This is a genomic window from Variovorax sp. S12S4, assembly GCF_023195515.1.
Classification (GTDB): domain Bacteria; phylum Pseudomonadota; class Gammaproteobacteria; order Burkholderiales; family Burkholderiaceae_C; genus Variovorax.
Genome location: NZ_JALPKR020000002.1, coordinates 3,432,473 through 3,457,795 on the forward strand (window position 1 = coordinate 3,432,473; position 25,323 = coordinate 3,457,795).

A 25,323-nucleotide genomic window follows, 5' to 3' on the forward strand; every position below is an offset into this window, starting at 1 on the left:
GCTTCCGGGGAGAAATATCGTGGTTCAGGCCGCTGTCATGCGCGCAAGGCGCTCGGAGGCCGGAGGGTGGGAATAGTAGAACTTGACGAACACCGGATCGGGCGTGAGCGTCGACGCATTGTCCTGGTAGAGCTTGAGCAGTGCGGCCGACAGGTCGGCGCTGCTGGTCTGCGCCACTGCGTATGCGTCGGCCTCGAACTCGTGCTTGCGCGAAAGCCGGGCGGGCAGCGGGGCGACGAAGAAGCCGAACACAGGCACCGCAAGCATGAACAGCAGCAGCGCGAGTGCGTTGTTCGGCGCCGTGGGCGCCATGTTCGGCTGCACGCCGAGCCCGGTGTAGAACCACACCTGCGTCGACACCCAGCCCAGCAGCGCGAAGCCCGCGAGGCTCAGCGCGAACATTGCCGCAAGCCGCTTCACGATGTGGCGGTGCTTGAAATGGCCGAGCTCGTGCGCGAGCACCGCCTCCATCTCGGCCGCGTTCAGCTGCCGCAGCAGCGTGTCGTAGAACACCACCCGCTTGCTCGCGCCAAAGCCCGTGAAGTAGGCGTTGGCATGTGCGCTGCGCCGGCTGCCGTCCATGACGAACAGCCCCTTGGCGCGGAAGCCGCAGCGTGCCATCAGTGCAGTGACGCGTTCCTTGACGGTGGGATCGTCGAGCGGCTTGAACTTGTTGTAGACCGGTGCGATGAACATCGGGTAGACGATCATCAGCAGCAGGTTGAATCCCATCCAGGCTACCCAGGCCCAGAGCCACCACAGGGTGCCGGCCGCGCCCATGATCCACAGGATCAGCGCCGCAATCGGCAACCCGATGGCCGCGCCGATCAGCGTGGAGACGACGGTGTCGCGCAGCCAGAGGCCGAACGTCATCTTGTTGAAGCCAAAGCGCTCTTCGAGCCTGAAGGTCTGCCAGAGCGTGAAGGGCAGCTCGAGCAGCCCGCCGATCACCGCGAAGGCCGCCAGCAGGGCCAGTTGCTGCACCATGCCGCCGCCCAGCCAGGCGAGAAGCAGCTTGTTGAGCACGTCGAGGCCGCCCAGCAGCGTCCAGCCCAGCAGCAGTGCCGCTCCCCACGCCATCTCGACCATGCCGAAGCGGGCCTTGGCAATGGTGTAGTCGGCAGCCTTCTGGTGGGCGGCAAGCGTGATCTTGTGCTCGAAAGCGGCCGGCACGGCGCCACGATGCCGTGCGACATGGCGCACTTGCCGCGATGCGAGCCAGAACTTCACGAGCAAGCCAAGGACCAGTGCAGCCGCGAAGGCAGTGGTGAAGATGAGCGAATAGGACATGGAGCGTCGAGTTTAGCCCTCGGGTCCGGCCGGCGCAGACCTTCGACGACAATCCTGCAATGCCCGAATCCCTTGACCCCACGATCGTCACGACCCCGCCGGTCCTGAAGAAAAGCGACCAGAACCTGGTCTGGCTCGACTGCGAAATGAGCGGCCTCGACCCCGAGAAAGAGCGCCTGCTCGAGATCGCCGTGGTCGTGACCGGCCCCGATCTCACCCCCCGCATCGACGGCCCGGTGCTGGTCATTCACCAGAGCGATGCCGTGCTCGACGCCATGGACGCCTGGAACAAGGGCACGCATGGCCGAAGCGGCTTGATCGACAAAGTGAAGGCCTCCACGCTCGACGAAGCCGCGGCCGAGCAGCAACTGCTCGAATTCATTGCCAAATACGTTCCCCGGAGCGGCTCGCCGATGTGCGGCAACACCATTGGCCAGGACCGGCGTTTCCTGGTCAAGTTCATGCCCAAGCTGGAAGCGTACTTTCATTACCGCAACCTCGACGTCAGCACCCTCAAAGAGCTGGCCAAGCGCTGGAAACCCGCCGCCTACAGCGCCTTCAAGAAGCAGCAGGCGCACACTGCGCTGGCCGACGTGCACGAATCCATCGAGGAGCTCGCGCACTACCGGGAAACCTTCTTGAAATTAACGGATTAGGTAAAAACCCCGAGCCGTGTCATAATCGAGGGCTTCGCTGATCTGGAGTTTTCCGTTCAGCGTCTCTTGCATCTCCCTATCTTGCACACCGCGCCCGATCGCATCCGCTGATCAAAAAGGGCCGCAGCCTCCGGCGAAAGCCAGAAGTTGAATGTCGTTGGATGGTTGATGTTTTTAACCACCAACGGGGCGCCGCCTACGGCAGCGCTCGCGTTTGAGATTGATATTCACATGACCGACGCTTTTGAAGCGCAGGGCGAGTTCGCGCCTGTGCAATCCACCAACAACAACGAATTTGTCGCTGCCGCGGACACCATGTCCGAAGCGCCGATTCTCGAGGCGCTCGACGCCGCCGCTCCCGAAGCGGCCGTGGCCGAAGAAGCCCGCATTCCCAACGGCTTCATCAAGCTCGGCCTCGCGCCGGAACTGATTGCCGCCGTGGCGGACCTGGGCTTTACCCAGCCCACCACCGTGCAAGACAAGGTGATTCCGCTCGCCATGGCCGGTGAAGCCGGCCAGGACGGCAAGGCACGCTTCGTCGACCTGATGGTCTCGAGCCAGACCGGCTCGGGCAAGACTGCTGCCTTCCTGCTGCCCGTGCTGCACACGCTGCTCAAGCGCCAAGCCGAAGCCGAAGCCGAAGCCAAGGCCGAATTCCAGCGCCTGGCCGCTGAAGCCGCTGCCCGCGGCGAGGCCGTGCCCAAGAAGCCGAAGCGCAAGGACCCGACCAACGCCCGCCATTTCAAGGCCGCCACCCCTGGCGCCCTCATCCTGTGCCCCACGCGCGAACTCGCGCAGCAGGTTGCGCACGACGCCATCGAACTGGTTCGCCATTGCCGCGGTCTGCGCGTTGCCAACGTGGTGGGCGGCATGCCTTACCAGCTGCAAATCGCCAAGCTGCAGAACGCCGACCTCGTGGTTGCCACGCCCGGCCGCCTGCTCGACCTGCAGCGCTCGTCGCAGCTCAAGCTCGACCAGGTCAAGTTCCTGGTGGTCGACGAAGCCGACCGCATGCTCGACCTCGGCTTCTCGGACGACCTGGCTGAAGTGAACCAGCTGACCATCGAGCGCCAGCAGACCATGATGTTCAGCGCCACCTTCGCGCCGCGCATCCAGCAACTGGCCCAGCGCGTCATGCGCGAGCCGCAGCGCATCACCATCGACAGCCCGCAAGAGAAGCACGCCAACATCAAGCAGTCGCTGTACTGGGCCGATAACAGCCAGCACAAGCGCAAGCTGCTCGACCACTGGCTGCGCGACACCAGCATCAACCAGGCGATCGTGTTCGCCAGCACGCAAGTCGAGTGCGACGGCCTCGCCAGCGACCTGCAGCAAGAAGGCTTCAGCGCCGTCGCGCTGCACGGCGCCCTGAGCCAGGGCCTGCGCAACCGCCGCCTGATGGCGCTGCGCCAGGGCCAGGTTCAGATCCTGGTGGCCACCGACGTTGCCGCCCGCGGCATCGACGTGCCGACCATCACCCACGTCTTCAACTTCGGCCTGCCGATGAAGGCGGAGGACTACACCCACCGCATCGGCCGCACCGGCCGTGCAGGCCGCGACGGCCTGGCCATCACGTTTGCCGAGTTCCGCGATCGCCGCAAGATCATGGACATCGAGCAATACAGCCGCCAGCAGTTCAAGGCTGAAGTGGTTGCAGGCCTCGAGCCGCAACAGCGCATGCCGCAATCGCGTCCGCCCATGGGCGAGTACCGCGGCGGCCGCGGCGACAACCAGTCGCGCGACCGCAAGTTCGGCAACGGCGGTGCAGGCGGCGGCGGTGGCTACCGCGGCAACAACGGCGGCGGCTATGCCGGCGCCAGCGGCTTCAACGACCGCAACTCGCGCGGTCCGGCGCAGGGCCAAGGCCCGCGCGGCTTCCAGGGCGGCAACAACGCCGGCTTCGGCGGCGGCCGCGATGACGGCGGCAACGGTGGCGGCGGTGGTTATGGCCGCAAGCCGGGCTGGGGCGACAGCGCCCCGCGCGGCGGCCAGGTCATGGTCACGGTGGTGGCCGCGGCGACGGCGGTTTCGCGCCGCGCGAAGGCTTTGCACCCCGCGAAGGTTTTGCTCCACGCGGCAATGGCGCAGGCCATGGCGGCCCGGGCAAGGTCTTTGTGCCCCGCGACGCACAAAAGCGTGCGTTCAAGCCTACGCGCTGAACCATTCCAGAGCGGCCGACCGGTCGTTTTGCCCCAAAGAAAGCCCGCGCTTTGCAAGAAGCGCGGGCTTTTTCATTGCGGGTTTCCGTGGAGGTGACAGGTGCGAAATTTGGTTGACACATGAACAGATGAAAAGTAATGTAATAAGGCATTGCTTCCCCGGTCCGTACCGCGGCTGCCGGTTCATCGACATCTGCTTTTCAAATCTCGAATATGAAAATTGCGATTCTTGGTGGTGGTCATGGCGCCTACGCGGCCGCCGCCGACCTGTCCGAAGCCGGCCATGAGGTGCGCCTGTGGCGCCGCGATGCAGCGGCGCTCGAAGCGGTGGTGCAAGCCGGCGCCATCACGCTGAAGGATGCCGACGGCACGCGCGAGGTGCCGCTCGCACTCGCCACCGCCGACATCGCCGCGGCGCTGAAGGGCGCCGAGCTGATCGTTCTTCCCACGCCCGCCATTGCCCAGCACGACATCGCGCTGGCCATGGCGCCGCATCTCGTCGACGGTCAGGTCGTCTTTCTGCCGCCCGGCACCTTCGGCAGCTACGTGATGGCGCGAACGGTGAAAGAGGCGGGCAGCCGTGCCGACGTGGCCTGGGCCGAGACCGGCACGCTGCCCTACCTCGCGCGCAAGCACGGCGAGCGCGAAGTGAACGTCACCATCCGCGCCATCCGCCTGCCGACCGGCGTCTATCCTGCCCGCAAGGAGGCCGAGGCGATCGAAGTGATCCGCAAGGCCTATCCCGCCGTGCACGGCTGCGGCGATGCGCTGTCGGGCGCGCTCATGAATGCCGGTCCGGTTATCCATCCGCCACTCATGGTGATGAACGCCGCGCCGCTGCAGCACTTCGAGCGCTGGGACATCCACAACGAAGGCACCCAGCGTGCGGTGCGCGATGTGACCGACCGGCTCGACCGCGAGCGCATGGCCGTGCGCGAGGCCTTCGGGCACAGTGCGCCGCACTATCCGCTGGCCGACCACTACAACAACGACCAGTGGATGTACGGCGATGCGCACAAGCAGCTCGTCAAGTCCGGCGACTGGCGCGAGAACATCGACCTGCATACGCACCGCTACATCACCGAAGACACCGAACTCGGGCTTGCCTTCCTGGCATCCGCCGCACGCCATGCGGGCGTGGACGCACCCATAGCACAGGGGCTGCTTGCCATCGTCGGCGGATTTCTCGGCCGCGACCTGCGCCAAGGCCCGCGCACCTTCGAAAGCCTGGGCCTTGCCGGCCTGAGCGCGGCGCAGCTCAAGCAAAGGCTGCACGATGGCGAATGAAGGCGCGCCGCTGCCTCGCTTCGCGGCCGTAGGCGCCGGCCGCATGGGGCGCGGCATCGCGATTGCGTTCGCCTATGCCGGCCACCGCATCTCGTTGATCGATCTTCGCCGGCGCACCGACGAAGCCTGGCAGCGCCTGCAGGGCGAGGCCCGGGCCGAGATTGAAGCAAGCCTTGCGGGCCTGGCGCAACTCGGCGTGATCGATGCAAAGCAGATACAGGCCATCGCCGAACGGGTGAGCCTGGTGAGCGCCGCCGAAGCACCGCAGGCTTTGGGCGCAGCAGAGCTGGTGTTCGAAGGCGTGCCCGAAACCATGGAGGCCAAGCGCGAAGCGTTCGAGCACCTCAACCGCCACTGCCGCGACGACGCGATCCTCACCTCCACCACCAGCAGCATTCTGGTCACGCAGCTCGCGGCACTCGTGCGGCTCCCCGAGCGCTTCCTCAACATGCACTGGCTCAACCCGGCGTATGTGATTCCGGTGGTCGAACTCAGCTGCCACCCCGGCACCGATGCGGCCGTGCTCGCACGCACCAAGTCGTTGATGGAACAGATCGGCAAGCTGCCCGTGGTCTGCGGCGCATCGCCGGGCTACATCGTGCCGCGCCTGCAGGCATTGGTGATGAACGAGGCCGCCCGCATGATCGAGGAGGGCGCCGCCACCGCCGAGGAGATCGACAAGGCCACGCGCTACGGCCTGGGCCTGCGCTTCGCCGCGCTCGGCGTGGTCGAGTTCATCGACTTCGGCGGCTGCGACATCCTGCACCATGCCAGCCGCGAAATGTCGGCGTCGATCGACAAGGGCCGCTACACCGCGCCGGCCATCGTCGATCGCATGGTCGAAGAAGGGCGGCTCGGCCTCAAGACCGGCAGCGGCTTCTACAGCTATGAGGGTCGCGACATCGCCGCCTACCGCCGCGACGTGCTCTCGCGCACGCTCGGTGAACTGAAGCATGCCGGCCTGTGGCGCGCACCGGCCGACGAGACGCTGTCATGACTATCCGCCGCGCCTTTGCCGACCTGTCGGTGGGGCAGGTGCACTACGCGACGTGCGGCGATGCGGATGCGCCGGCCGTGTTGCTGCTGCACCAGTCGCCGCGCAGTTGGGCTGAATATCGCGTAGTACTTCCATTGATCGGTGCGCGCTATCGGGCCGTCGCAATGGACACCGCGGGCTTCGGCGATTCCGCTGACGGCGGCGTGCCGGCGAGCATCGAGCAATGGGCGCGCGTGGCGTGCGAACTGCTTGAGGCACTGGGCGTCGCGCGCGCCGATGTTGTGGGCCACCACACCGGCGGCGTCGTGGCCATCGAACTCGCGGCCGCCTTTCCCGATCGCGTGCGCGGCCTGGTGCTGTCGTCCACGCCGTACACCGACGAAGCATTTCGCCGCGCAAGGGCAGAGCGGCCGCCCATCGACGAGGTGGCGCCGAGCCAGGACGGCAGCCATCTGGCCGCACTGTGGCAAAAGCGGCAGGGCTTCTATCCGCCCGATCGACCCGATCTGCTCGAGGCCTTCGTGCTCGATGCGTTGAAGGTCGGCCATCGGGTTGAAGAGGGCCATCGCGCCGTCGCGTCGTATCGCATGGAAGATCGCATCGGCCGCGTGACGCAACCCGCGCTCATCATTCGCGCGACCCACGACCCGTTCGCTGCGCCGCATGCGGCAGAGCTGCAACATCATCTGCCGCAGGCGCGCATTGTCGACATCGAAGGCGGCATGGTTCCCTTGCCCGACCAGATGCCAGAGGCCTTCGCGCGCACGGTGCTCGACTTTCTCTCCACGCTGCCATGAAGGCCGTTCGCATCCACGGTTTCGATGCAGTGCCTGCGCTGGAAGAGGTGCCAGACCCGGTGCACAGGCCTGGCCGGACCATCGTGCGCATGCAGGCGGCCACGGTCGGCCACATCGACCGCACCGTGTGGCGCGGCAGTTTCCTGCGGCATCCACCGCTGCCGTACACGCCAGGCGTGGAAGCCGCCGGCATCGTCATCGCAAGCGAACGCTACGCCGAAGGCCAACGCGTCTGGCTGCGCGGCAGCGGCCTGGGGACCTTGTTCGACGGCACCTGGTGCGAGCTGATCGATGCGCCCGACGAAGCACTTGGCGTGCTGCCCGATGCATTGCCGATGCCCCTCGGCGCTGCGTTCTTTTCGCCCACCACGTCGGCATGGGTGGCGCTGCATGAAGTCGCGAGGCTGCAGGCCGGCGAACAGGTGCTGGTGACAGGCGCGAGCGGTGCCGTGGGCTCGCTGGCCGTGCAGCTGGCCATCGAAGCCGGCTGCACCGTGACGGCGGTCGATCCGGATGCCGAGCCTCCACCTGTCGCATGTGCGGACCTGTTGATCGACACAGTCGGAGGAAGCGTCCTTTCGGTGGTGCTGCCCGCCGTGCGGCCCGGTGGCCGCGCCGTGCTCATCGGCTACACGGCAGGCCCCATGCTGCAGCTGGACATCGCACACTTTCTGCAGCGCGACGTGGCGCTGCTGCCGCTCAACATGTTCAGGCGCGAGGCCGCTGGCCGTGCGGCCGCGCCCGGGTTGCTGGCGCGCCTGGCCGATGGCCGTTTGCAACTCGACGTGCGCAGCTTCGCGCTTGCCGATGCCGCCGCGGCTCTCGAGTGGATCGCGCAGCGCGGCCATCGGGGCCGCGCCGTGCTCGTGCCCTAGTCTTCCTCCGGCTCCTCGACCGGCACATGCACGTGCAGGTCAATCATCTGCCGCAGGGTTTGCTTGAGCTCTTCGGCGCGTCGCAGGCCGAAGGGTTCGAGCACGCGCCGCTCGTGGTCGCGCGCGAGCTCCATCAGATGTTCCACCGCCTTCAGCCCCTTGCGCGTGATGCGCACCAGCGTGATGCGGCGATCACTCTCATGGGGCAGCCGCTCAACCTGTCCGCGCGCTTCCATGCGGTCCAGCAGGCGCGTGACCGTGGGCTGCTTGGTCACCGTCACTTGCGCAAGCTGGCCGATGCTGATCGGCTCGCTGCCGGCAAGCGACGCCATCACGCGCCACTCGGAAACAGAGAAGCCTTGCTGCCGCGCCACCTCGTGGAACTCCGAGGAGATCAGCTGGCTGGCCTGCGCCAGCAGCGCCGGCAGGTAGTCATCGACGAAGCGATGTGTTTCAGGAGGTTGCTCAGCCATGAACGCACCTCATCGCCACGCGCCGCATACCGGCCGCAGGCACGCTGCTTGCATGTCTAGGGTAATTCATGATTGTGGATACATTCATTTGTCAACATTATAGAAAGCGTGATGTGGCACCTGAAGCGCATCCTCCCACGAGAAAGAAGAAGGACCCACATGGCTGAGCGTTCATTCGTCGAAGAAGTCAAGAAGCTGCGACTTTCCGGTGGCGAGGTGTTCCGCGGTGAAGGCATTCTGGCCGTCACCAAGGCCTTGCTCGAATCGGGGGTTTCCTATGTGGCCGGCTACCAGGGCGCGCCCATCTCGCACCTGATGGACGTGCTGGCCGATGCGCAGGACATCCTGGCCGAGCAGGGCATCCGCTTCGAGAACAGCGCAAGCGAAGCCACTGCCGCAGCCACGCTGGCTGCTTCGGTCAACTATCCGCTGCGCGGCGCCGTCACCTTCAAGGCCACCGTGGGCACCAACGTCGCGTCGGACGCGCTGGCCAACCTGGCCTCGGGCGGCGTCACCGGCGGCGCGCTCATCATCGTGGGCGAAGACTACGGCGAAGGCTCTTCCATCATGCAGGAGCGCAGCCATGCGTTCGCGATGAAGTCGCAGATCTGGCTGCTCGATCCGCGGCCCAACCTGCCGAGCATCGTCGATGCGGTGAAAACGGGCTTCGATCTTTCGGAGGCCAGCAACACGCCCGTGATGCTGCAGCTGCGCATCCGCGCCTGCCATGTGCACGGGCACTTCGTTGCAGGCGACAACAAGCGCGCCAAGTTCACGCTGCAAGAGGCGCTGGAGAACCCGCAGCGCGACGTCAGCCGCATCGTGCTGCCGCCCGCGAGCTTTGTGCATGAACAAGAAAAGGTGAAGGACCGCTGGCCCGCCGCCGTGCGCTTCATCGAGGAGCGCAAGCTCAACGAGTTTTTTTCCGAAGACGCCGATGACATCGGCATCATCGTGCAGGGCGGCAGCTACAACACGCTGCTGCGCGCGCTGGAGCGCCTCGGCCTGGCCGACGTGTACGGCAACACCCAGGTGCCGCTCTACGTGATGAACGTGGCCTACCCGGTCATCGAGAGCGAAGTGATCCGCTTCTGCGAAGGCAAGCGTGCGGTGCTGATCGTCGAAGAGGGGCAGCCCAACTTCGTCGAACAGAACCTAGCGACCATCCTGCGGCAAGCGGGCTCCACGACCGTGCTGCACGGCAAGGACATGTTGCCCGTGGCCGGCGAATACACGGCGTCCGAGCTGCTGAAGGGCGCGCGCACCTTCTGCGAGCGCTACGAGCGGCTTGCACCGCTGCCCGTTCCCGCACCGGTGCGAAAGGTGATCCCGCTGAAGGAAGTCGCCGCCATCGGCGTCGATGCGGCACCCGAGCCGGCCATGCCGTCGACGGCGCTCGGCGACGTCGTGCATGCGCGCCCGCCGGGCTTTTGCACCGGCTGCCCCGAGCGCCCGATCTTCAGCGCGATGAAGCTGGTCGAGCGCGAACTCGGTGCGCATCATGTGAGTGCCGACATCGGCTGCCACCTGTTCTCCATCCTGCCGCCCTTCAACATCGGCAACACCACCATGGGCTACGGCCTGGGCGGTGCCGGTGCGGCGGCGCTGAATGCGCCCGCCGGCAAGCGCGCCATCTCGATGATGGGCGACGGCGGTTTCTGGCACAACGGCCTCACGAGCGGCGTGGCCAACGCGGTGTTCAACAAGAGCGACAACCTCACCATCATTGTCGACAACAACTACACCTCGGCCACCGGCGGGCAGGACATCCTTTCGTCCAACGCCATCAACAAGACCCGCAGCACCGGCCACGAGATCGAGCGCGCCGTGCGCGGCGTCGGCGTGGAGTGGGTAAAAACAATGCGCCGCACCTACGACGTGGCAGGCATGCGCGACGCGCTCAAAGAAGCACTCACCACCACCAAGAAGGGGCCGAAGGTCCTCATCGCCCAGTCGGAGTGCATGCTCAACAAGCAGCGCCGCGAGAAGCCATTGGTGCGCAAGGCCATTGCCGACGGCAAGCGCATGGTGCGCGAGAAGTTCGGCGTCGATTCGGATACCTGCACTGGCGACCACTCGTGCATCCGCCTGTCGGGCTGCCCGTCGCTCTCCATCAAGCCCAACCCCGATCCGCTGCGCGTCGATCCCGTTGCCACCGTGCTCGACAGTTGCGTGGGCTGCGGAAACTGCGGGGATGTTTCGCATGCCGCCGTGCTGTGCCCGTCGTTCTACAAGGCGCAGATCGTGAGCAACCCGACAGGCTCGGACAAGCTGCGCGAACGCGTTCGCAGCGCCGTCATCGGCTGGCTGCAGCGCGGCGACGCGCGCCGCCGCGAAGCCTATGCCTTCTGAAGCAATGATGACGACCAAGGCCCAACCCATCAAGATCGCGATCCTCGCCATGGGCGGGGAGGGCGGCGGCGTGCTGGCCGACTGGATCGTCGACATGGGCGAGGCCAACGGCTACGTCGCCCAGACCACCTCCGTGCCAGGTGTGGCGCAGCGCACGGGCGCAACCATCTACTACGTGGAGCTCTATCCAACGGCGCAGGCCGAAGCGGATGGCGCCCGGCCCGTGCTGGCGCTGATGCCGCTGCCGGGCGACGTGGACGTGGTGCTTGCATCCGAACTCATGGAAGCGGGCCGGGCGGTGCAGCGCGGGCTGGTCACCAGCGACCGCACCACGCTCATTGCGTCCACGCACCGCGTGTTCTCCATTGCCGAGAAAAGCGCGCTGGGCGATGGCCGTGTCGACAGCACGCAGTTGCTCGCGCACACGGCTCGGGCCGCCAAGCGCTTCATCCGCTTCGACATGGCTGAGGCCGCCGAAGCCTCGGGCAGCGTGATCAGTGCGGTGCTGTTCGGTGCGCTGGCGGGATCGGGCGTGCTGCCATTCAGCCGCGCGCAGTTCGAAGCGACCATCGAGCGCGGCGGCGTGGGCGTCAAGCCCAGCCTCAAGGCCTTTGGCGGCGCATTCGCTCGCGCGCAGGCCGGCGACGATGGTGAGACACCGCCGGAAGCCGCGGCGGCTGTGCCGACTCCGCAACCACGTCACCCGGCCGTGCGTGCGCTGGTCGAGCGCGTGCAGCGCGACTTTCCGCTCGCCGCGCAAGACTTCCTGCTCGAAGGCGTGCGCCGCCTCATCGACTACCAGGACCCGGCCTACGCCGGCCTCTACCTCGACCGCATGGCTGCCATTGCGGCGCTGCCCGGCGACAGCGCCCACCGCCTGTTGCGCGAAACGGCTCGCCACCTTGCGCTCTGGATGTCCTACGAAGACACCGCCCGCGTTGCCGCACTCAAGACCCGCGCGACCCGCTTCGAGCGCGTGCGCGGCGAGGCCCGCGTGCAGCCCGGCCAGGTGCTTGCCATCAACGAATACATGCATCCGCGCCTGCAGGAAGTCTGCGAGACGCTACCGGGCGGCATCGGCCGCTGGCTCATGAACTCCACATGGCCGAAGAAGCTCGTCGAGCGATTGACGCAGCACGGCCGGGTGATCCAGACCAGCTCGCTGCACGGCTACCTGATGCTGCGCATGGTTGCGGCATGCAAGCGCTGGCGCCTGTCGACGATGCGCTATGCCGAGGAAAACCGCCGCATCGAGGAATGGCTGCAGCGCATCGCCGCCGCCGCGGGGCACAACCCTGAGCTGGCGGTGGAGCTCGCGCAGTGCCAGCGCCTCGTCAAGGGCTACAGCGACACGCATGAGCGCGGCATCCGCAACTACGACACCGTGATGCGCGCGGTGGAACGCGCCGGCCCCCGGCTCGCGCCCGCCACCCTGCGCGAACTGCGCGACGCCGCGCTTGCCGACGAACACGGCCACAAGCTGCAAGCCGCGCTCGCGCAGCACGCACTGGCCTGAAGAGAGACAACGGACGCACGATGACCGCACCCACCGCCACGCTCCAGCTTCGCGTTGCCGAAGCGCGCGAACTCAATCCGCTCATCCGCATGCTGCGCCTGCGCGCGGAAGACGGGCGCCCGCTGCCCGGCTTTGCCGCCGGTGCACACATCCGCGTTCAGGTGAAGCTGCCCGATGGCAAGACCGACTGGCGCCACTACTCGCTGATCAACTTCGCGACCGCACGCAACGCGACGAACGCCCCCGCGGAGTATGTGATCGCGGTGCGCAAGGAAGCCGAAGGCCGCGGCGGATCGCGCTTCATGCACGAGCAGCTGAAAGAGGGCGATACCCTCGCCATCGAGGCGCCGAAGAACGACTTTCCGCTGCACACCGGTCCCGGCGGCTCGGTGCTGGTGGCGGGCGGCATCGGCGTGACGCCGCTGGCCACCATGGCCGCGCGCCGCCGCGCCGAAGAGGCGCCGGTGCGCATGCACTACGCCGGCCGCAGCCGCGACCTGATGGCCTTCCTGCCCGAGCTCCAGGCGCTGCTCGGCGACGACCTGCGCGTGCATGCCGATGCCGAAGCCGGCGCACCGCTCGATATCGACGCGCTGCTCGACGACGTGCCGGCCGGCGACCGCCTCTACGTCTGCGGCCCCAAGGTCATGCTCGACGCCGTGCTGGCCCGCACCCAGGCGCGCGGCTGGGAGCATGACCGCGTGCACTTCGAACTCTTTACGGAGCCGGTCGCGGAAGAGGGCGACCAGCCCTTCGAGGTGGAACTCGCCCAATCGGGCCAGCGCTTCACCGTCGCGGCCGACCAGAGCATTCTCGATTGCCTCATCGACAACGGGTGCGACCCGATGTTCGACTGCAAGCGCGGCGAATGCGGCGTGTGCGCCGTGCCAGTGCTCGACGGCGAGATCGACCACCGCGACTACGTGCTCACGGCCCGCGAGAAGGCCGAGGGCAACGTCATGCAGATCTGCATCTCGCGCGCCAAGGGTGCGCGCCTGGTGCTCGACATGTGAAGGAGCCACGAGAACCATGCCTTCGTACCGAGACAACCCCGAAGCCGTGCGCGCACTCGTGCAGAACGACCGCGTGCACCGCGACCTGTACACCAGCCAGGAACTCTTCGAGCTGGAGCAGGAGCACTTCTTCGCCAACACCTGGAACTACGTCGGGCACGAGAGCCAATTGCCCAAGCCCGGCGACTGGATCAGCAACGAAATCGCCGGCCGTCCGCTGATCGTCGTGCGCCACACCGACGGCAGCGTGCGCGCAATGATGAACCGCTGCGCCCACAAGGGTTCGCGCCTGGTGAGCGCGCCGTGCGGCAACACCGGCAAGTTCTTTCGCTGCCCGTACCACGCATGGACCTTCAAGACCGACGGCTCGCTGCTGGCGATTCCGCTGAAGACCGGTTACGAGAACACGGCGCTGCACGAGTGCGAGTCGGCCAAGGGCCTGACCACGCTGAAGCATGTGCGCAGCTACCGCGGCTTCATCTTCGTGAAGATCAATGATGCGGGGCCGGACTTCGACGAGTACTTTGGCGATTCGCTGAGCTCCATCGACAACATGGCCGACCGTTCGCCCGAAGGCGAGCTCGAGATTGCCGGCGGTTGCCTGCGCTTCATGCACCAGTGCAACTGGAAGATGTTCGTCGAGAACCTCAACGACACGATGCACCCCATGGTGGCGCACGAATCGTCGGCCGGCACTGCAAAGCGCATGTGGGCCGACAAGCCCGCCGACGAGCCCAAGCCCATGGCCGTGGAGCAGTTCGTGCCTTTCATGTCCGACTACAAGTTCTTCGAGGACATGGGCATTCGCACCTACGACCACGGCCACAGCTTCACGGGCGTGCACTTCAGCATCCACAGCAAGTACAAGGCAATTCCCGAGTACGACGACGCCATGAAGGCGCGCTACGGCGAAGAGAAGACCGCGCAGATCCTCGGCATGGCGCGGCACAACACCGTGTACTACCCGAACCTCACCATCAAGGGTGCGATCCAGGCAATCCGCGTGGTGAAGCCGATCTCTGCCGACAAGACGCTGATCGAGAGCTGGACCTTCCGACTGAAGGGCGCGCCGCCCGAACTGCTGCAGCGCACCACCATGTACAACCGGCTCATCAACTCGCCGTTCTCGGTGGTGGGTCACGACGACCTGCAGGCCTACCGCGGCATGCAGGCCGGGCTGCACGCGAGCGGCAATGAGTGGGTGAGCCTGCACCGCGACTACGACCCGTCGGAGCTGAAGGGCGGCGAGATCACCACGGGCGGCACCAACGAACTGCCGATGCGCAACCAGTACCGCAGCTGGGTGCAGCGCATGACGGAGACGATGTGATGGCCGGCACCGATATCACTCGCCAGGACTTGATCGACTTCGTCGTGAACGAAGCGCGCCTGCTCGACACGCGCCGCTATGAAGAGTGGAACGCGCTCTTCACCGACGACGCCTTCTACTGGGTGCCGCTGGTGCCCGACCAGGAAGACGGGCTCAACCACACCTCGCATCTTTACGAAGACAAGCTGCTGCGCGAACTGCGCATCGAGCGCCTCAAGAGCCCGCGTGCCTTTTCGCAGCAGCCGCCGAGCCGCTGCCACCACTTGCTGCAACTGCCGGTGGTCGAGACTTTCGACGCCGAAGGCAACCGCTTCGTGGTGCGCACCGAGTTCCACTACACCGAATCGCAGGGCGACGAGCTGCAGTTCTACGTCGGCACCTTCTTCCACTACCTCACGGTGCAAGACGGCGCGCTGCGCATGACGCTCAAGCGCGTGAACCTGCTCAACTGCGACGCGGCGCTGCCTGCCGTGCAGCTCTTCATCTAGGGACGCGATGCAAGACTCCACCGTTTTCGCCACCGTCCATCAAGTCTTTGCGGCAACTGCCAAGCGCACGCCGCAGGCCGAGTTCTTGTTCACGGAGTCGGTGACCGCTGCCGCCTACGGCATTCCGGCCGGTGCCATCCGCTGGGGTGAGGCAGCCGCCGAGGTCGAGCGGCTTCGCGCCGCCTACGCGAAAGCCGGCTACGGCCACGGCCATCGAGTGGGACTGCTGCTGGAGAACCGGCCCGCGTTCCTCTTCCACTGGTTCGCGCTCAACGCGCTGGGCGTGAGCGTGGTGCCGATCAATGCCGAAATGCGTTCGGCCGAACTGGTGTACCTGATCGGCCACAGCGAGATCGGCCTGGCGGTGACGCTGCCTGAACGCGCGAATGATCTGCGCACAGCCGCTGCGCAAACCGGCGTGCCCTTCGAAACCATGGGACCCGACGACGCTGTGCCCAGAGCCAGCACCGCTGCGCCGCGGTCGCACGAACCCATCGGCACCGACACCGAATGCGGCCTGCTCTACACGTCGGGCACCACCGGGCGCCCCAAGGGTTGCATCCTTAGCAACGCCTACTTCCTGCGTGCGGGCGAGTGGTACGCGGCGCTCGACGGCGTCTGCAGCATTCGGCCCGATGCCGAGCGCGTCATCACGCCGCTGCCGCTCAACCACATGAACGCGATGGCGTTCTCCACCATGGTGGTGCTGGTGGCAGGCGGCTGCCTGGTGCAGCTCGACCGGTTCCATCCGAAGACCTGGCTCGCAAGCGCTCGCGAGAGCGGCGCAACCATCGTGCACTACCTTGGCGTGATGCCTGCGATGCTGCTGTCGGCCCCGCCGTCTGCCGCGGACCGCGACCACGCAATCCGCTGGGGCTTCGGCGCCGGGGTGGACCGAAAGAACCACGCACCCTTCGAGGAGCGCTTCGGCTTTCCGTTGGTGGAGGCGTGGGCCATGACCGAGACCGGCGCGGCCGCCTGCATCATGGCCAACCGCGAGCCGCGCTTGGTGGGCACGAGTTGCTTCGGCCGGCAGGAAAACTTCGTGCAGATCCGCCTCGTGGGCGAGGACGGCAGCGACGTCGGTACCGACGCTCCGGGTGAACTGCTCGTGCGCTCGGCCGGAGACGACCCGCAGCGTTATTTCTTCTCCGGCTACCTGAAGGACGACGAGGCCACGCGCGAAGCCTGGGCGGACGGCTGGTTCCACACCGGTGACCTCGTGCGCCGCGACGCCGATGGCAACTTCTTCTTCGTCGACCGCAAGAAGAATGTGATCCGCCGCAGCGGCGAGAACATTTCGGCCGTCGAGGTCGAGAGCGTGCTCAACCAGCATCCGGCGGTGAAGACCTCCGCCGTGGCCGCGACGCCCGATGCGGTGCGCGGCGACGAGGTGCTGGCCTGCATCGTGATGCGCGAGGGCGCCGATGCGTCGCAGCGCGAGCAAGTTGCGGCAAGCATCGTGCAGCACGCGCTCGCGCAGTTGGCCTACTACAAGGCGCCGGGCTACGTCGCCTTCGTCGATGCGCTGCCGCTCACGCCGTCGCAAAAAATCCAGCGCGGCCAACTGCGAGAGATGGCGCAGTCGCTGCCGGGGCAGGGCCACTGCATCGACACCCGCTCGATGAAGAAAAGACAAGTGGGGCAGGCATGACCAGGCAACGGCTCTCCTACGAAGGCGTTGCGGTGGCCGTGCCCATCACGGTGCCCTACATGCGCTATTCCACCCGCACCGCGCACTGGTTCATCGGCCAAGCCATCGAGGCGCTGGTCGAATCCAGCGGCGTCGCCAAGGAACAGATCGACGGCCTGTGCCTCAGCAGCTTCTCGCTCGCGCCCGACACGGCCGTGGGCGTCACTCAGCACTTGGGGCTTTCGCCGCGCTGGCTCGACCATGTGCCCACCGGCGGCGCCTCGGGCGTGATGTGCCTTCGCCGTGCCGCGCGTGCCGTGCAGGCGGGCGATGCCGAAATCGTCGCCTGCGTGGGCGCCGACACCAACCATGTCGACTCCTTCCGACAGACGCTCGGCAGCTTCAGCAACTTTGCGCGCGATGCGAGCTACCCCTACGGCTCGGGCGGACCGAACTCAATCTTCGCTTTCATCACCGCCAACTACATGCGCACCTATGGCGCGAAGCGCGAAGACTTCGGCCGCATCTGCGTGGACCAGCGCACCAATGCGCTCGGCAATCCGAATGCGATGTTCAAGAAGGCGCTGACGCTGGACGAATACATGGCGGCGCGGCCGATCTCCGACCCCATCCACCTCTTCGACTGCGTGATGCCCTGCGCCGGCGCCGACGCCTTCCTGGTGATGAGCGAGGAGCGCGCGCGCGACCTGGGCCTGCCGCACGCGGTGATCCGCGGCGCCATCGAGCGCCATAACGCCTATGCCGAAGACCCGGTGATGGTGCAAGGGGGCTGGCGCATGGACCGCGACGACTTGTATGCGCAGGCCGGAGTCCAGCCAGCCCAGCTGGACTTTGTGCAGACCTACGACGACTACCCCGTCATCGTGATGATGCAGTTCGAAGACCTGGGCTTCTGCGAGAAGGGCGAGGGCCCGGCCTTCGTGCAGTCGCACACCATGACTTTCGATGGCAGCTTTCCTAACAACACCAGCGGTGGCCAGCTCTCGGCCGGGCAGGCCGGTGCGGCAGGCGGCTTTCTCGGCATGGTCGAGGCGATCCGCCAGCTGACCGGCCAAGCCGGCAAGCGCACTGTGCCCGATGCGCAACTCGGCCTCGTCGCCGGCTTCGGCATGGTGACCTATGACCGCTGCCTGTGCACAGGCGCGGTGATCCTGGGGAGATCCGCATGACGATGCCGATGATGCGCCCCCGCGCAAGAACCCGGTGCTGCGCACCCGGCAGATGAACCTGCCGCCCGGCGCGCGCGGCCGCGTGGCGCTCGGCCTCACCGCGGCCGCCGCCGAAGGCCGCTTCGAGCTTCAGACCTGCGAGGACTGCGGCACGGTGCAGTACCCGCCGCGCGAGGTTTGCCACAAGTGCCTCTCCGCTGCGCTGCGCTGGCGCGCACAGAGCGGCGAGGGCGAACTGCTCGGCAGCACCACGCTGCACCACAGCAACGACCTGTTTTTCCGCGAGCGGCTGCCCTGGCGGCTGGGGCTGGTGCACCTGGATGCCGGCCCGACGCTCATGGTCCACCTGCATGGGGAGGTCGGCGATGCGCCTCAGCGCGGGCAACCCGGAGGGGACGCGCTACCACGCGTCCGTGTCGGCGCCCGGCTCGACCGCGCAGGCCAGGCCGTTCTCATTGGTTTTCCGAATGAAGGGAGTCCCCACATGGCCGACGACAAGATGCTGCGCGAGATGACCAGCGACCCCAAGTTTCGCAAGGTGCTGGTGACCGACGGCAAGACCGAAACCGGCCAGGCCATCGTGCGTGCACTGGTAAAAGCCGGCGCCGACATCGTCTGGGTCGGCCACGCCGAGCCGTGGAAGAAGATGGGCGACGGGCTGGACGACATCTCGGCGCTGCCGCAGGTCACGCTCGTGCCGCTCGACCTCACCAACGGCCGCCAGGTGACCGAGCTTGCAGGCTCCATCGGCGGCAAGGTCGACATCGTGATCAACAACGCCGAGGTGCACCGCACCTTCGGCATCGGCGCGCGCCGCGGCACCGATGTGGCCAAGGCCGAGATGGACATCAACTACTTCGGCCTGCTGCGCCTCGCGCAAGAGTTCGGCCCTGCGCTCAAGGGCCGCTCGGCCGACGGTGCAACGGGCGCGACCGCATGGGTCAACCTGCTGTCGATCTACGCGCTCAGCAACTTCCCGCCGCACGGCACCTTCAGCGCCTCGAAGGCTGCGGCGCACTCGCTTGCGCAGTGCCTGCGCGCAGAGATGCGCCCCGCCGGCATCCGCGTGATCAACGTGTTTCCCGGACCCCTCGACGACGAATGGAACCAGCACACGCCGCCGCCCAAGCTGGCGCCAACCGCGCTGGCCAACGCCATCGTCAAGGCGCTGCGCGATGGGGTGGAAGACGTGTACCCCGGCGATGTGGCGCAGGAGTGGCTGGAGCGCTGGCGCGACAACCCCAAGGTGCTCGAACGCGAACTCGCGGCGGGCGGCTGAGAACAGGAGCCACACGATGACAACCACCACCGAACTGATGTCCGCCGCCGAAATCCTCGGCGGCCTGGTGACCGCCATGGCGAGCGGCCGCATCCGCGTGATCGACCTCACGCAGACGCTCACACCCGAGTTCCCGCAGATCGCATTGCCGCCAGAGATGGGCCAATGCTGGCCCTTCCGCATCGAAGAAGTGTCGAAGTACGACGAGCGCGGCCCGGCCTGGTACTGGAACAATTTTTCCTGCGGCGAACACACCGGAACGCACTTCGATGCGCCGATCCACTGGATCTCGGGCCGCGACCTGCCCAACAACTCGGTCGACACCATTCCCGTGCAGCACTTCGTGGCGCCGGCCTGCGTGATCGACTGCTCGGCCGACGTGCAGGCGAACGACGACTACCTGCTGAGCGTGGCCGACATCGAGCGCTACGAGGCCGCGCACGGCCGCATTCCCAAGGGTGCCTGGGTGCTGATGCGCACCGACTGGTCCAAGCGCAGCGATCCCGAGGCGTACCAGAACTTCGACGAAACCGGCCAGCACACGCCCGGCCCCAGCACCGAGGCTGTGCGCTTCCTGGTGGAGCAGCGCGACGTGCTCGGCTTCGGCTCCGAGGCCATCGGCACCGATGCCGGGCAGGGCTATCACCTGCGGCCGCCTTACCCGTGCCACTACTACATGCACGGCGCGGGGCGCTATGGCCTGCAGTGCCTGAGCAATCTCGACCTGCTGCCGCCATCGGGTGCGGTGCTGATCTGCCCGCCGCTCAAGATCGAGAAGGGCAGCGGCAGCCCGCTGCGTGTGCTCGCGCTGGTGGGAGCACACGCATGACGCCGAAGGTCGCGGCGGTTACCGGCGGCAGCGCGGGCATCGGCAAGGCGATCTGCGAAGACCTGCTCGCGCAGGGCTACGAAGTGGTCTCGCTCGCGCGCCGCAAGGCCGAGATCGATCACCCGAAGCTTCACAGCATCGAGGTCGACCTGAGCGACCGGGCGGCAACGGGCGAGGCGGTGCGCGAACTGGTCGAGCGCTTTGCGCCGACCACCATCGTGCACAACGCCGGCGTGATCCGCCCCGCGCTTCTGCCTGAGGTGAAGCTGGACGATCTCGATGCGCTCGTCGACCTGCACCTGGGCTGTGCGATCCAGCTCGTGCAAGGTGCATTGCCCGCGATGCGTGCACAGCGCTTCGGCCGCGTGGTGCTGCTCTCGTCTCGCGCGGCGTTGGGCCTGGCTACGCGAACCAGCTATTCCGCGACCAAGGCCGGCATGCTGGGCATGGCACGCACCTGGGCGCTCGAGCTCGCGGCGGACGGCATCACGGTGAACGTGGTCGCGCCCGGTCCTATCCGTACCGACATGTTCTACGACGTGGTCGAGGCGGGCAGCGAGAAGGAACGCGCGCTCGCGGCCTCAGTGCCCGTCAAGCGCCTCGGCGAATCGGCCGACGTGGCACGCGCCGTGCGTTTCTTCGCCGCGCCCGAGAACAGCTTTGTCACCGGGCAGGTCCTGTACGTCTGCGGCGGCACCAGCGTCGGCAGCCTCGCCCTCTAGTTTTTCAGCGTTCGTTTCGTCACTCATAACACCCTGGAGCACCGCCATGAAAGTCCTGAACCGAATTCGCACCCTTGCGGCCATTGCCGCGGGCCTCGGCGCACTCAGCGCCGCCAGCGCATGGGCCGCAGATCTCAAGGTCGGCTTCATCACGTCGCTTTCGGGGCCGGTGTCGTCGCTGGGCATTCCCTATGAAAAGGGCATGAAGGCCGCGCTCGCCTACAAGGCCGACCTGGGCGGCCGCAAGATCCAGCTGGTGCAGCTCGACGATGCCTCCGACCCGACGACGGCCGCGCGCAACGCCCGCAAGATGATTGACGAGGACAAGGTCGACGTCATCATCGGCACCGCGGGCTCTCCGGGCGCACTGGCCATTGCCGGCGTGGCGCGTGAAACGAAGACGCCGCTGATCTCCATCGCCAACGCCAACCTGCCAGGCGAAGAGGGCGCATGGATGGTCACGCTGCCGCAGCCAGCGCCGCTGATGGTGAGCGCGGTGGTCGAGCGCATGAAGAAGTCGGGCGTGAAGACGGTCGGGTACATCGGCTTTTCGGACGCGTGGGGCGACCTTGTGTACGGTGCGCTGCAAAAGAGCGCAGAGCCGGCCGGCATCAAGATCGTGTCGAACGAGCGGTATGCGCGCGGCGATTCGTCGGTGACCGGCCAGGTACTGAAGATCGTCGCGCTGCGGCCCGATGCGGTGATCACAGGCACCTCGGGCACGCCCGGCGCGCTGCCCTACCTGGCGCTCTCTGAGCGCGGCTACAAGGGCCAGATCTACGGCATGCACGCGCTGATCAACCCCGACTTCGTGCGGGTGGGCGGTGCGTCGGTCGAGGGCTTGCTGGCCCCCACCGGGCCGGTGATCGTGGCCGAGCAGTTGCCCAGCGAGAACCCGATCCGCAAGGTGTCGATGGACTTCCGCGCGGCCTACCAGAAGGCCAACGGCGCACCGCCGACCGATGCCTTCTCGGCCTACACATTCGATGCATGGCTGCTGTACCTCGACGCGGCCCAACGCGCACTCGCCACCAAGGCGGAGCCGGGCACGCCGCAGTTTCGCGAGGCGCTGCGGGACGCCATCGTGAGCACCAAGGAGCTTGTGGGAACGCACTCGGTCTACAACTTCAAACCGAACGACCGCTATGGCTCCGACGAGCGCTCACGTGTTGTCGTGAAGCTGGAGAAGGGTCAGTGGAAGCTGGTGCCCTGAGATGAGGTTTTCCTGCTTGGGCCGATGGGGTCATTCGGGGCGCGCACCCGCCGACGGGGTGCCTTGCTCCGCGAATGTCCCCCGGCCTGCGGCCTCCTCCTTTATTTCGCTGCGCAAGGCACCCCATCGACGGGAGCGTTATGAGCAGTGGTCGTTGATCGGCCGCGTACCAGCAGCGTGCCCTGGGCACTCGCCTTGAGCCCTGAGCCCTGAACAACAGAACGCCCAAACGAAGCAAGAAACAACACAAGCCGGAGCAACCAAGATGAAAAAGAACCTAGTTCGGATCCTCGGCCTCGCCACAGTCGCCATGGCAGCCGCGCAAGCCATGGCGGCCGACCTGAAGATCGGCTTCATCAGCTCGCTTTCAGGCCCCGTCGCCGCACTTGGCGTGCCTTACGAAAAGGGCATACGCGCGGCCATTGCCGAGCATCCGGAAATCGGCGGCCGCAAGGTCCAGCTCATCGTGCTCGACGACGCTTCCGACCCCACCACCGCCGGGCGCAACGCACGCAAGCTCGTGACGGAAGACAAGGTCGACGTGCTCATCGGCACTTCCGGCGTACCGGGCGCCATGGCCATAGCCTCCGTGGCGCGCGAACTCAACACGCCGCTCATCTCGCCCACGCCCGTGACCATTGCCGGCCCCGAGGGCGCGTGGACCGTGACCGTGTCGCAGCCGTTCCCGCTCATGGTCGCCGGCGTGGTGGAGCGTATGCAGAAGTCCGGCGTGAAAACGGTGGCCTTCATCGGCTTTTCCGATGCGCTCGGCGACCTGGCCTACGACTCGCTCGTGAAAAGCGCCGAGAAAGCCGGCATCAAGGTGGTTGCGAACGAGCGTTATGCACGCAGCGATTCATCGGTGGCGGGGCAGGTGCTGAAGATCGTCGCGGCCCGGCCCGATGCCGTGTTCGCGGGCAACTCCGGCACGCCCGGTGCGCTGCCCTACATCGCGCTTGCCGATCGCGGCTACAAGGGAAAGATCTACGGTACGCACGGGCTCATCAACGCCGACTTCGTGCGCGTGGGCGGCGCCTCCATCGAAGGCCTGCAGGTGCCGAGCGGCCCGGTGCTCGTGGCCGACCAGCTGCCTGACAGCAATCCCATCAAGAAGGTGTCGATGGGCTTTCGCAACGCCTACCAGAAGGTGAACGGCGCGGTGCCTACCGATGCTTTCTCCTCGTACACCTACGACGCCTACCTGCTGTTGGCCGATGCCGCCTCGCGCACCAAGGGTGAGCCGGGCACGCCGCAGTACCGCACGGCTCTGCGCGACGCCATCGTGAGTACGAAGGAGCTGGTGGGCACGCACGGCATCTACACCTTCAAGCCCGACGACCGCTATGGCTCCGACCAGCGCGGCGTGGTGATCGTGCAGATGAACAAGGGCCAGTGGAAGCTGGTTCCCTGATAGAAAAGCCGAGCGCCCGCCGATGACCAGCTACCGCCATCATCCCGACCGCATTGCCGCCCTGGTGCAGGACGACCGCGTGCACCGCGACCTGTACCTGAGCGACGAGATCTTTGCGCTCGAGCAGGAGCGCCTGTTCGCGAACACCTGGGTCTTCCTGGGCCATGCCAGCCAGGTGCCAGAGGCGGGCGATTTCGTGACGCAGGAGGTCGCAGGCCGGCCGCTCCTTATGGTGCGGCAGCCCGACGGCGCAGTGCATGTCGTGTACAACCGCTGCGCCCACAAGGGCACGCAGCTGGTCACGGATGAATGCGGCAACACCGGCCGCTTCTTCCGCTGCCCGTACCACGCGTGGACCTACAAGCTCGATGGCGCGCCGCTCGGCCTGCCGCTGAAGAACGGTTATGAGGGCACCCAGCTCAAGGCCTGCGAATCGGGGCAGGGGCTGTCGGTGGTGAAGCATGTGAAGGTGTACCGCGACTTCGTCTTCGTGCGCCTCTCCGATGCCGGCCCCTCATTCGAAGATTACTTCGGCGAGGTGCTCGGCGCCATCGACAACATGGTCGACCGCTCGCCGGAAGGCAAGCTCACCGTCGGCGGCGGCGTGCTGCGCAACATCGTCCATTGCAACTGGAAGATGTACCTCGAGAACATCAACGACACGGTGCATCCGATGTCCACGCACGAGTCGGCCACCAAGGCGGCCGAGGCGCTGTGGGAAGGCCACGCGCCCACCGATCCCAAGCCGATGGCGATGGAGCAGATCCTCCCCTTCGGTTCGGGCTACGAATTCTTCGACAAGATGGGTGGCCGCGTGTTCGCCAACGGCCACAGCGTGCTGGGGGTCAACTTCAGCATTCACTCCAACTATGCGCAGCTGCCCGAGTACGAGGCCGCCATGCAGGCCGCGCACGGCGCCGAGCGCGCGGCCGACATCCTGCAGCGCTCGCCGCAAAATTCGGTGCTGTATCCGAGCCTTTCGGTGAAGGGCTCTCCCCAGGCCATCCGCGTCATCCGGCCCCTGGCGGCCGACCGCACGTTGATCGAGGCCTGGAGCTTCCGCGCAGCGGGCGCGCCGGCGCTGCTCTTCGAGCGGGCGATGAGCTACAACCGGCTCGTTTTCTCGCCGATGTCGGTGGTGGCGCACGACGACGTGCACCTGTTCGAAAGCATCCAGCAAGGGCTGCGCGCCGGCGGCAACGAGTGGGTGAGCCTGCACCGCAACTTCGACGCGGCCGAGCTCGCGCAAACCACCATCACCACCAACGGCACCAACGAACTGCTCATGCGCAACCAGTTCCGCGCCTGGGCGAAGGCAATGGCTTCGGAGGCTGCGGCATGACCAGCGACCCGCGCGATTTTGTCGCCCATGAGGCCGCATTGCTCGACGAACGGCGCTTCGACGACTGGCTGGCGCTCTTTGCCGACGACGGCCACTACTGGGTTCCATTGCTCGGCGCCGCGCAGGCCGATCCGTTCTCCCACAACTCGCTGGCCTACGAAGACCGGCTGCTGCTGCAGCTGCGTGTTGACCGGCTGAAAAATCCGCGCGCGCATTCGCAGCACCCCGCAAGCCATAGCCAGCATGTGCTGCAGCCTTCGCGCATCGAAAGCGAAACGGGCGACGAGGTGCGCCTTCGCACGCCATTCCTCTACGTCGAAGCGCGCGGCGAATCCCAGATCTTGCTGAGCGGCACGGCCCGCCACCACCTGGCGCAGACGCCCTCGGGCTGGCGCATCCGCCAGAAGCGCATCGACCTGCTCAACGCCGCACGCGCATTGCCGGCCATCCAGTTGTTCATCTGAGTTTTCC

20 protein-coding genes and 2 pseudogenes are annotated in these 25,323 nt (G+C 66.6%); 20 read left to right on the top strand and 2 right to left on the bottom strand.

Annotated elements, in window-relative coordinates; translation table 11 throughout:
* Positions 1 to 24: 24 nt before the first annotated feature.
* Positions 25 to 1,290 (bottom strand): M48 family metallopeptidase, encoded by a 1,266-nt coding sequence (locus M0765_RS16945; protein WP_258504863.1) that lies wholly within the window; start codon positions 1,288 to 1,290, stop codon positions 25 to 27.
* 59 nt (positions 1,291 to 1,349) lie between these two features.
* On the opposite strand from M0765_RS16945, the gene orn reads away from it, so the two are divergent.
* From orn to M0765_RS16975, 6 genes and pseudogenes are all read left to right on the top strand, one after another.
* On the top strand, positions 1,350 to 1,946 hold the full coding sequence (gene orn / locus M0765_RS16950) for an oligoribonuclease (protein WP_258504864.1): 597 nt from the start codon (positions 1,350 to 1,352) through the stop codon (positions 1,944 to 1,946).
* A 231-nt stretch (positions 1,947 to 2,177) separates the two neighbouring features.
* Positions 2,178 to 4,105 (top strand): annotated as a pseudogene (locus tag M0765_RS16955) (DEAD/DEAH box helicase).
* A 213-nt stretch (positions 4,106 to 4,318) separates the two neighbouring features.
* Complete coding sequence (locus M0765_RS16960; RefSeq protein ID WP_258504865.1) at positions 4,319 to 5,392, top strand: NAD/NADP octopine/nopaline dehydrogenase family protein; 1,074 nt, start codon at positions 4,319 to 4,321, stop codon at positions 5,390 to 5,392.
* On the top strand, positions 5,382 to 6,389 hold the full coding sequence (locus M0765_RS16965) for a 3-hydroxybutyryl-CoA dehydrogenase (protein WP_258504867.1): 1,008 nt from the start codon (positions 5,382 to 5,384) through the stop codon (positions 6,387 to 6,389). Before M0765_RS16960 ends, M0765_RS16965 begins: the two co-directional genes overlap by 11 nt.
* Complete coding sequence (locus tag M0765_RS16970; protein ID WP_258504868.1) at positions 6,386 to 7,186, top strand: alpha/beta fold hydrolase; 801 nt, start codon at positions 6,386 to 6,388, stop codon at positions 7,184 to 7,186. The genes M0765_RS16965 and M0765_RS16970 overlap by 4 nt, the downstream gene beginning before the upstream one ends.
* A complete protein-coding gene (locus M0765_RS16975) occupies positions 7,183 to 8,061 on the top strand; it encodes a quinone oxidoreductase family protein (protein WP_258504870.1) in 879 nt (292 codons plus the stop codon). The genes M0765_RS16970 and M0765_RS16975 overlap by 4 nt, the downstream gene beginning before the upstream one ends.
* Here the strand turns inward: M0765_RS16975 and M0765_RS16980 are convergent.
* Positions 8,058 to 8,534, bottom strand: a complete 477-nt coding sequence (locus M0765_RS16980) for a MarR family winged helix-turn-helix transcriptional regulator (protein WP_126749203.1) — start codon at positions 8,532 to 8,534, stop codon at positions 8,058 to 8,060. The genes M0765_RS16975 and M0765_RS16980 overlap by 4 nt on opposite strands.
* Positions 8,535 to 8,693: 159 nt before the next feature.
* Between M0765_RS16980 and M0765_RS16985 the strand changes: the two genes are divergently transcribed.
* From M0765_RS16985 to M0765_RS17050, 14 genes and pseudogenes are all read left to right on the top strand, one after another.
* Entirely contained in the window at positions 8,694 to 10,886 is a 2,193-nt protein-coding gene (locus tag M0765_RS16985; RefSeq protein WP_258504873.1) for an indolepyruvate ferredoxin oxidoreductase subunit alpha, read from the top strand.
* A gap of 7 nt (positions 10,887 to 10,893) precedes the next feature.
* Complete coding sequence (locus tag M0765_RS16990) at positions 10,894 to 12,402, top strand: indolepyruvate oxidoreductase subunit beta family protein (RefSeq protein ID WP_258504875.1); 1,509 nt, start codon at positions 10,894 to 10,896, stop codon at positions 12,400 to 12,402.
* A gap of 20 nt (positions 12,403 to 12,422) precedes the next feature.
* A complete protein-coding gene (locus M0765_RS16995; RefSeq protein WP_258504877.1) occupies positions 12,423 to 13,415 on the top strand; it encodes a PDR/VanB family oxidoreductase in 993 nt (330 codons plus the stop codon).
* 16 nt (positions 13,416 to 13,431) lie between these two features.
* On the top strand, positions 13,432 to 14,745 hold the full coding sequence (locus tag M0765_RS17000) for an aromatic ring-hydroxylating dioxygenase subunit alpha (RefSeq protein WP_258504878.1): 1,314 nt from the start codon (positions 13,432 to 13,434) through the stop codon (positions 14,743 to 14,745).
* Positions 14,745 to 15,233, top strand: a complete 489-nt coding sequence (locus M0765_RS17005; RefSeq protein ID WP_258504880.1) for an aromatic-ring-hydroxylating dioxygenase subunit beta — start codon at positions 14,745 to 14,747, stop codon at positions 15,231 to 15,233. The genes M0765_RS17000 and M0765_RS17005 overlap by 1 nt, the downstream gene beginning before the upstream one ends.
* A gap of 7 nt (positions 15,234 to 15,240) precedes the next feature.
* On the top strand, positions 15,241 to 16,887 hold the full coding sequence (locus tag M0765_RS17010) for an AMP-binding protein (protein ID WP_258504881.1): 1,647 nt from the start codon (positions 15,241 to 15,243) through the stop codon (positions 16,885 to 16,887).
* Positions 16,884 to 18,056 carry a thiolase family protein gene (locus M0765_RS17015; protein WP_258504883.1) on the top strand — a complete coding sequence of 391 codons (1,173 nt, stop codon included), beginning with the start codon at positions 16,884 to 16,886 and terminating at the stop codon, positions 18,054 to 18,056. Before M0765_RS17010 ends, M0765_RS17015 begins: the two co-directional genes overlap by 4 nt.
* A pseudogene (locus M0765_RS17020) lies at positions 18,053 to 19,335 on the top strand (SDR family NAD(P)-dependent oxidoreductase). Before M0765_RS17015 ends, M0765_RS17020 begins: the two are co-directional and overlap by 4 nt.
* A 16-nt stretch (positions 19,336 to 19,351) precedes the next feature.
* On the top strand, positions 19,352 to 20,164 hold the full coding sequence (locus M0765_RS17025) for a cyclase family protein (protein WP_258504884.1): 813 nt from the start codon (positions 19,352 to 19,354) through the stop codon (positions 20,162 to 20,164).
* Entirely contained in the window at positions 20,161 to 20,886 is a 726-nt protein-coding gene (locus tag M0765_RS17030) for an SDR family oxidoreductase (protein WP_258504885.1), read from the top strand. Before M0765_RS17025 ends, M0765_RS17030 begins: the two co-directional genes overlap by 4 nt.
* 46 nt (positions 20,887 to 20,932) lie before the next feature.
* Positions 20,933 to 22,099 carry an ABC transporter substrate-binding protein gene (locus tag M0765_RS17035; protein WP_258504886.1) on the top strand — a complete coding sequence of 389 codons (1,167 nt, stop codon included), beginning with the start codon at positions 20,933 to 20,935 and terminating at the stop codon, positions 22,097 to 22,099.
* Between the two features lie 265 nt (positions 22,100 to 22,364).
* Positions 22,365 to 23,510 (top strand): ABC transporter substrate-binding protein, encoded by a 1,146-nt coding sequence (locus M0765_RS17040; RefSeq protein ID WP_258504888.1) that lies wholly within the window; start codon positions 22,365 to 22,367, stop codon positions 23,508 to 23,510.
* 22 nt (positions 23,511 to 23,532) lie between these two features.
* Complete coding sequence (locus tag M0765_RS17045) at positions 23,533 to 24,852, top strand: aromatic ring-hydroxylating dioxygenase subunit alpha (RefSeq protein WP_258504889.1); 1,320 nt, start codon at positions 23,533 to 23,535, stop codon at positions 24,850 to 24,852.
* Positions 24,849 to 25,316, top strand: coding sequence for an aromatic-ring-hydroxylating dioxygenase subunit beta (locus M0765_RS17050; protein WP_258504891.1), 468 nt, complete (start codon positions 24,849 to 24,851; stop codon positions 25,314 to 25,316). Before M0765_RS17045 ends, M0765_RS17050 begins: the two co-directional genes overlap by 4 nt.
* Positions 25,317 to 25,323 lie beyond the last annotated feature (7 nt).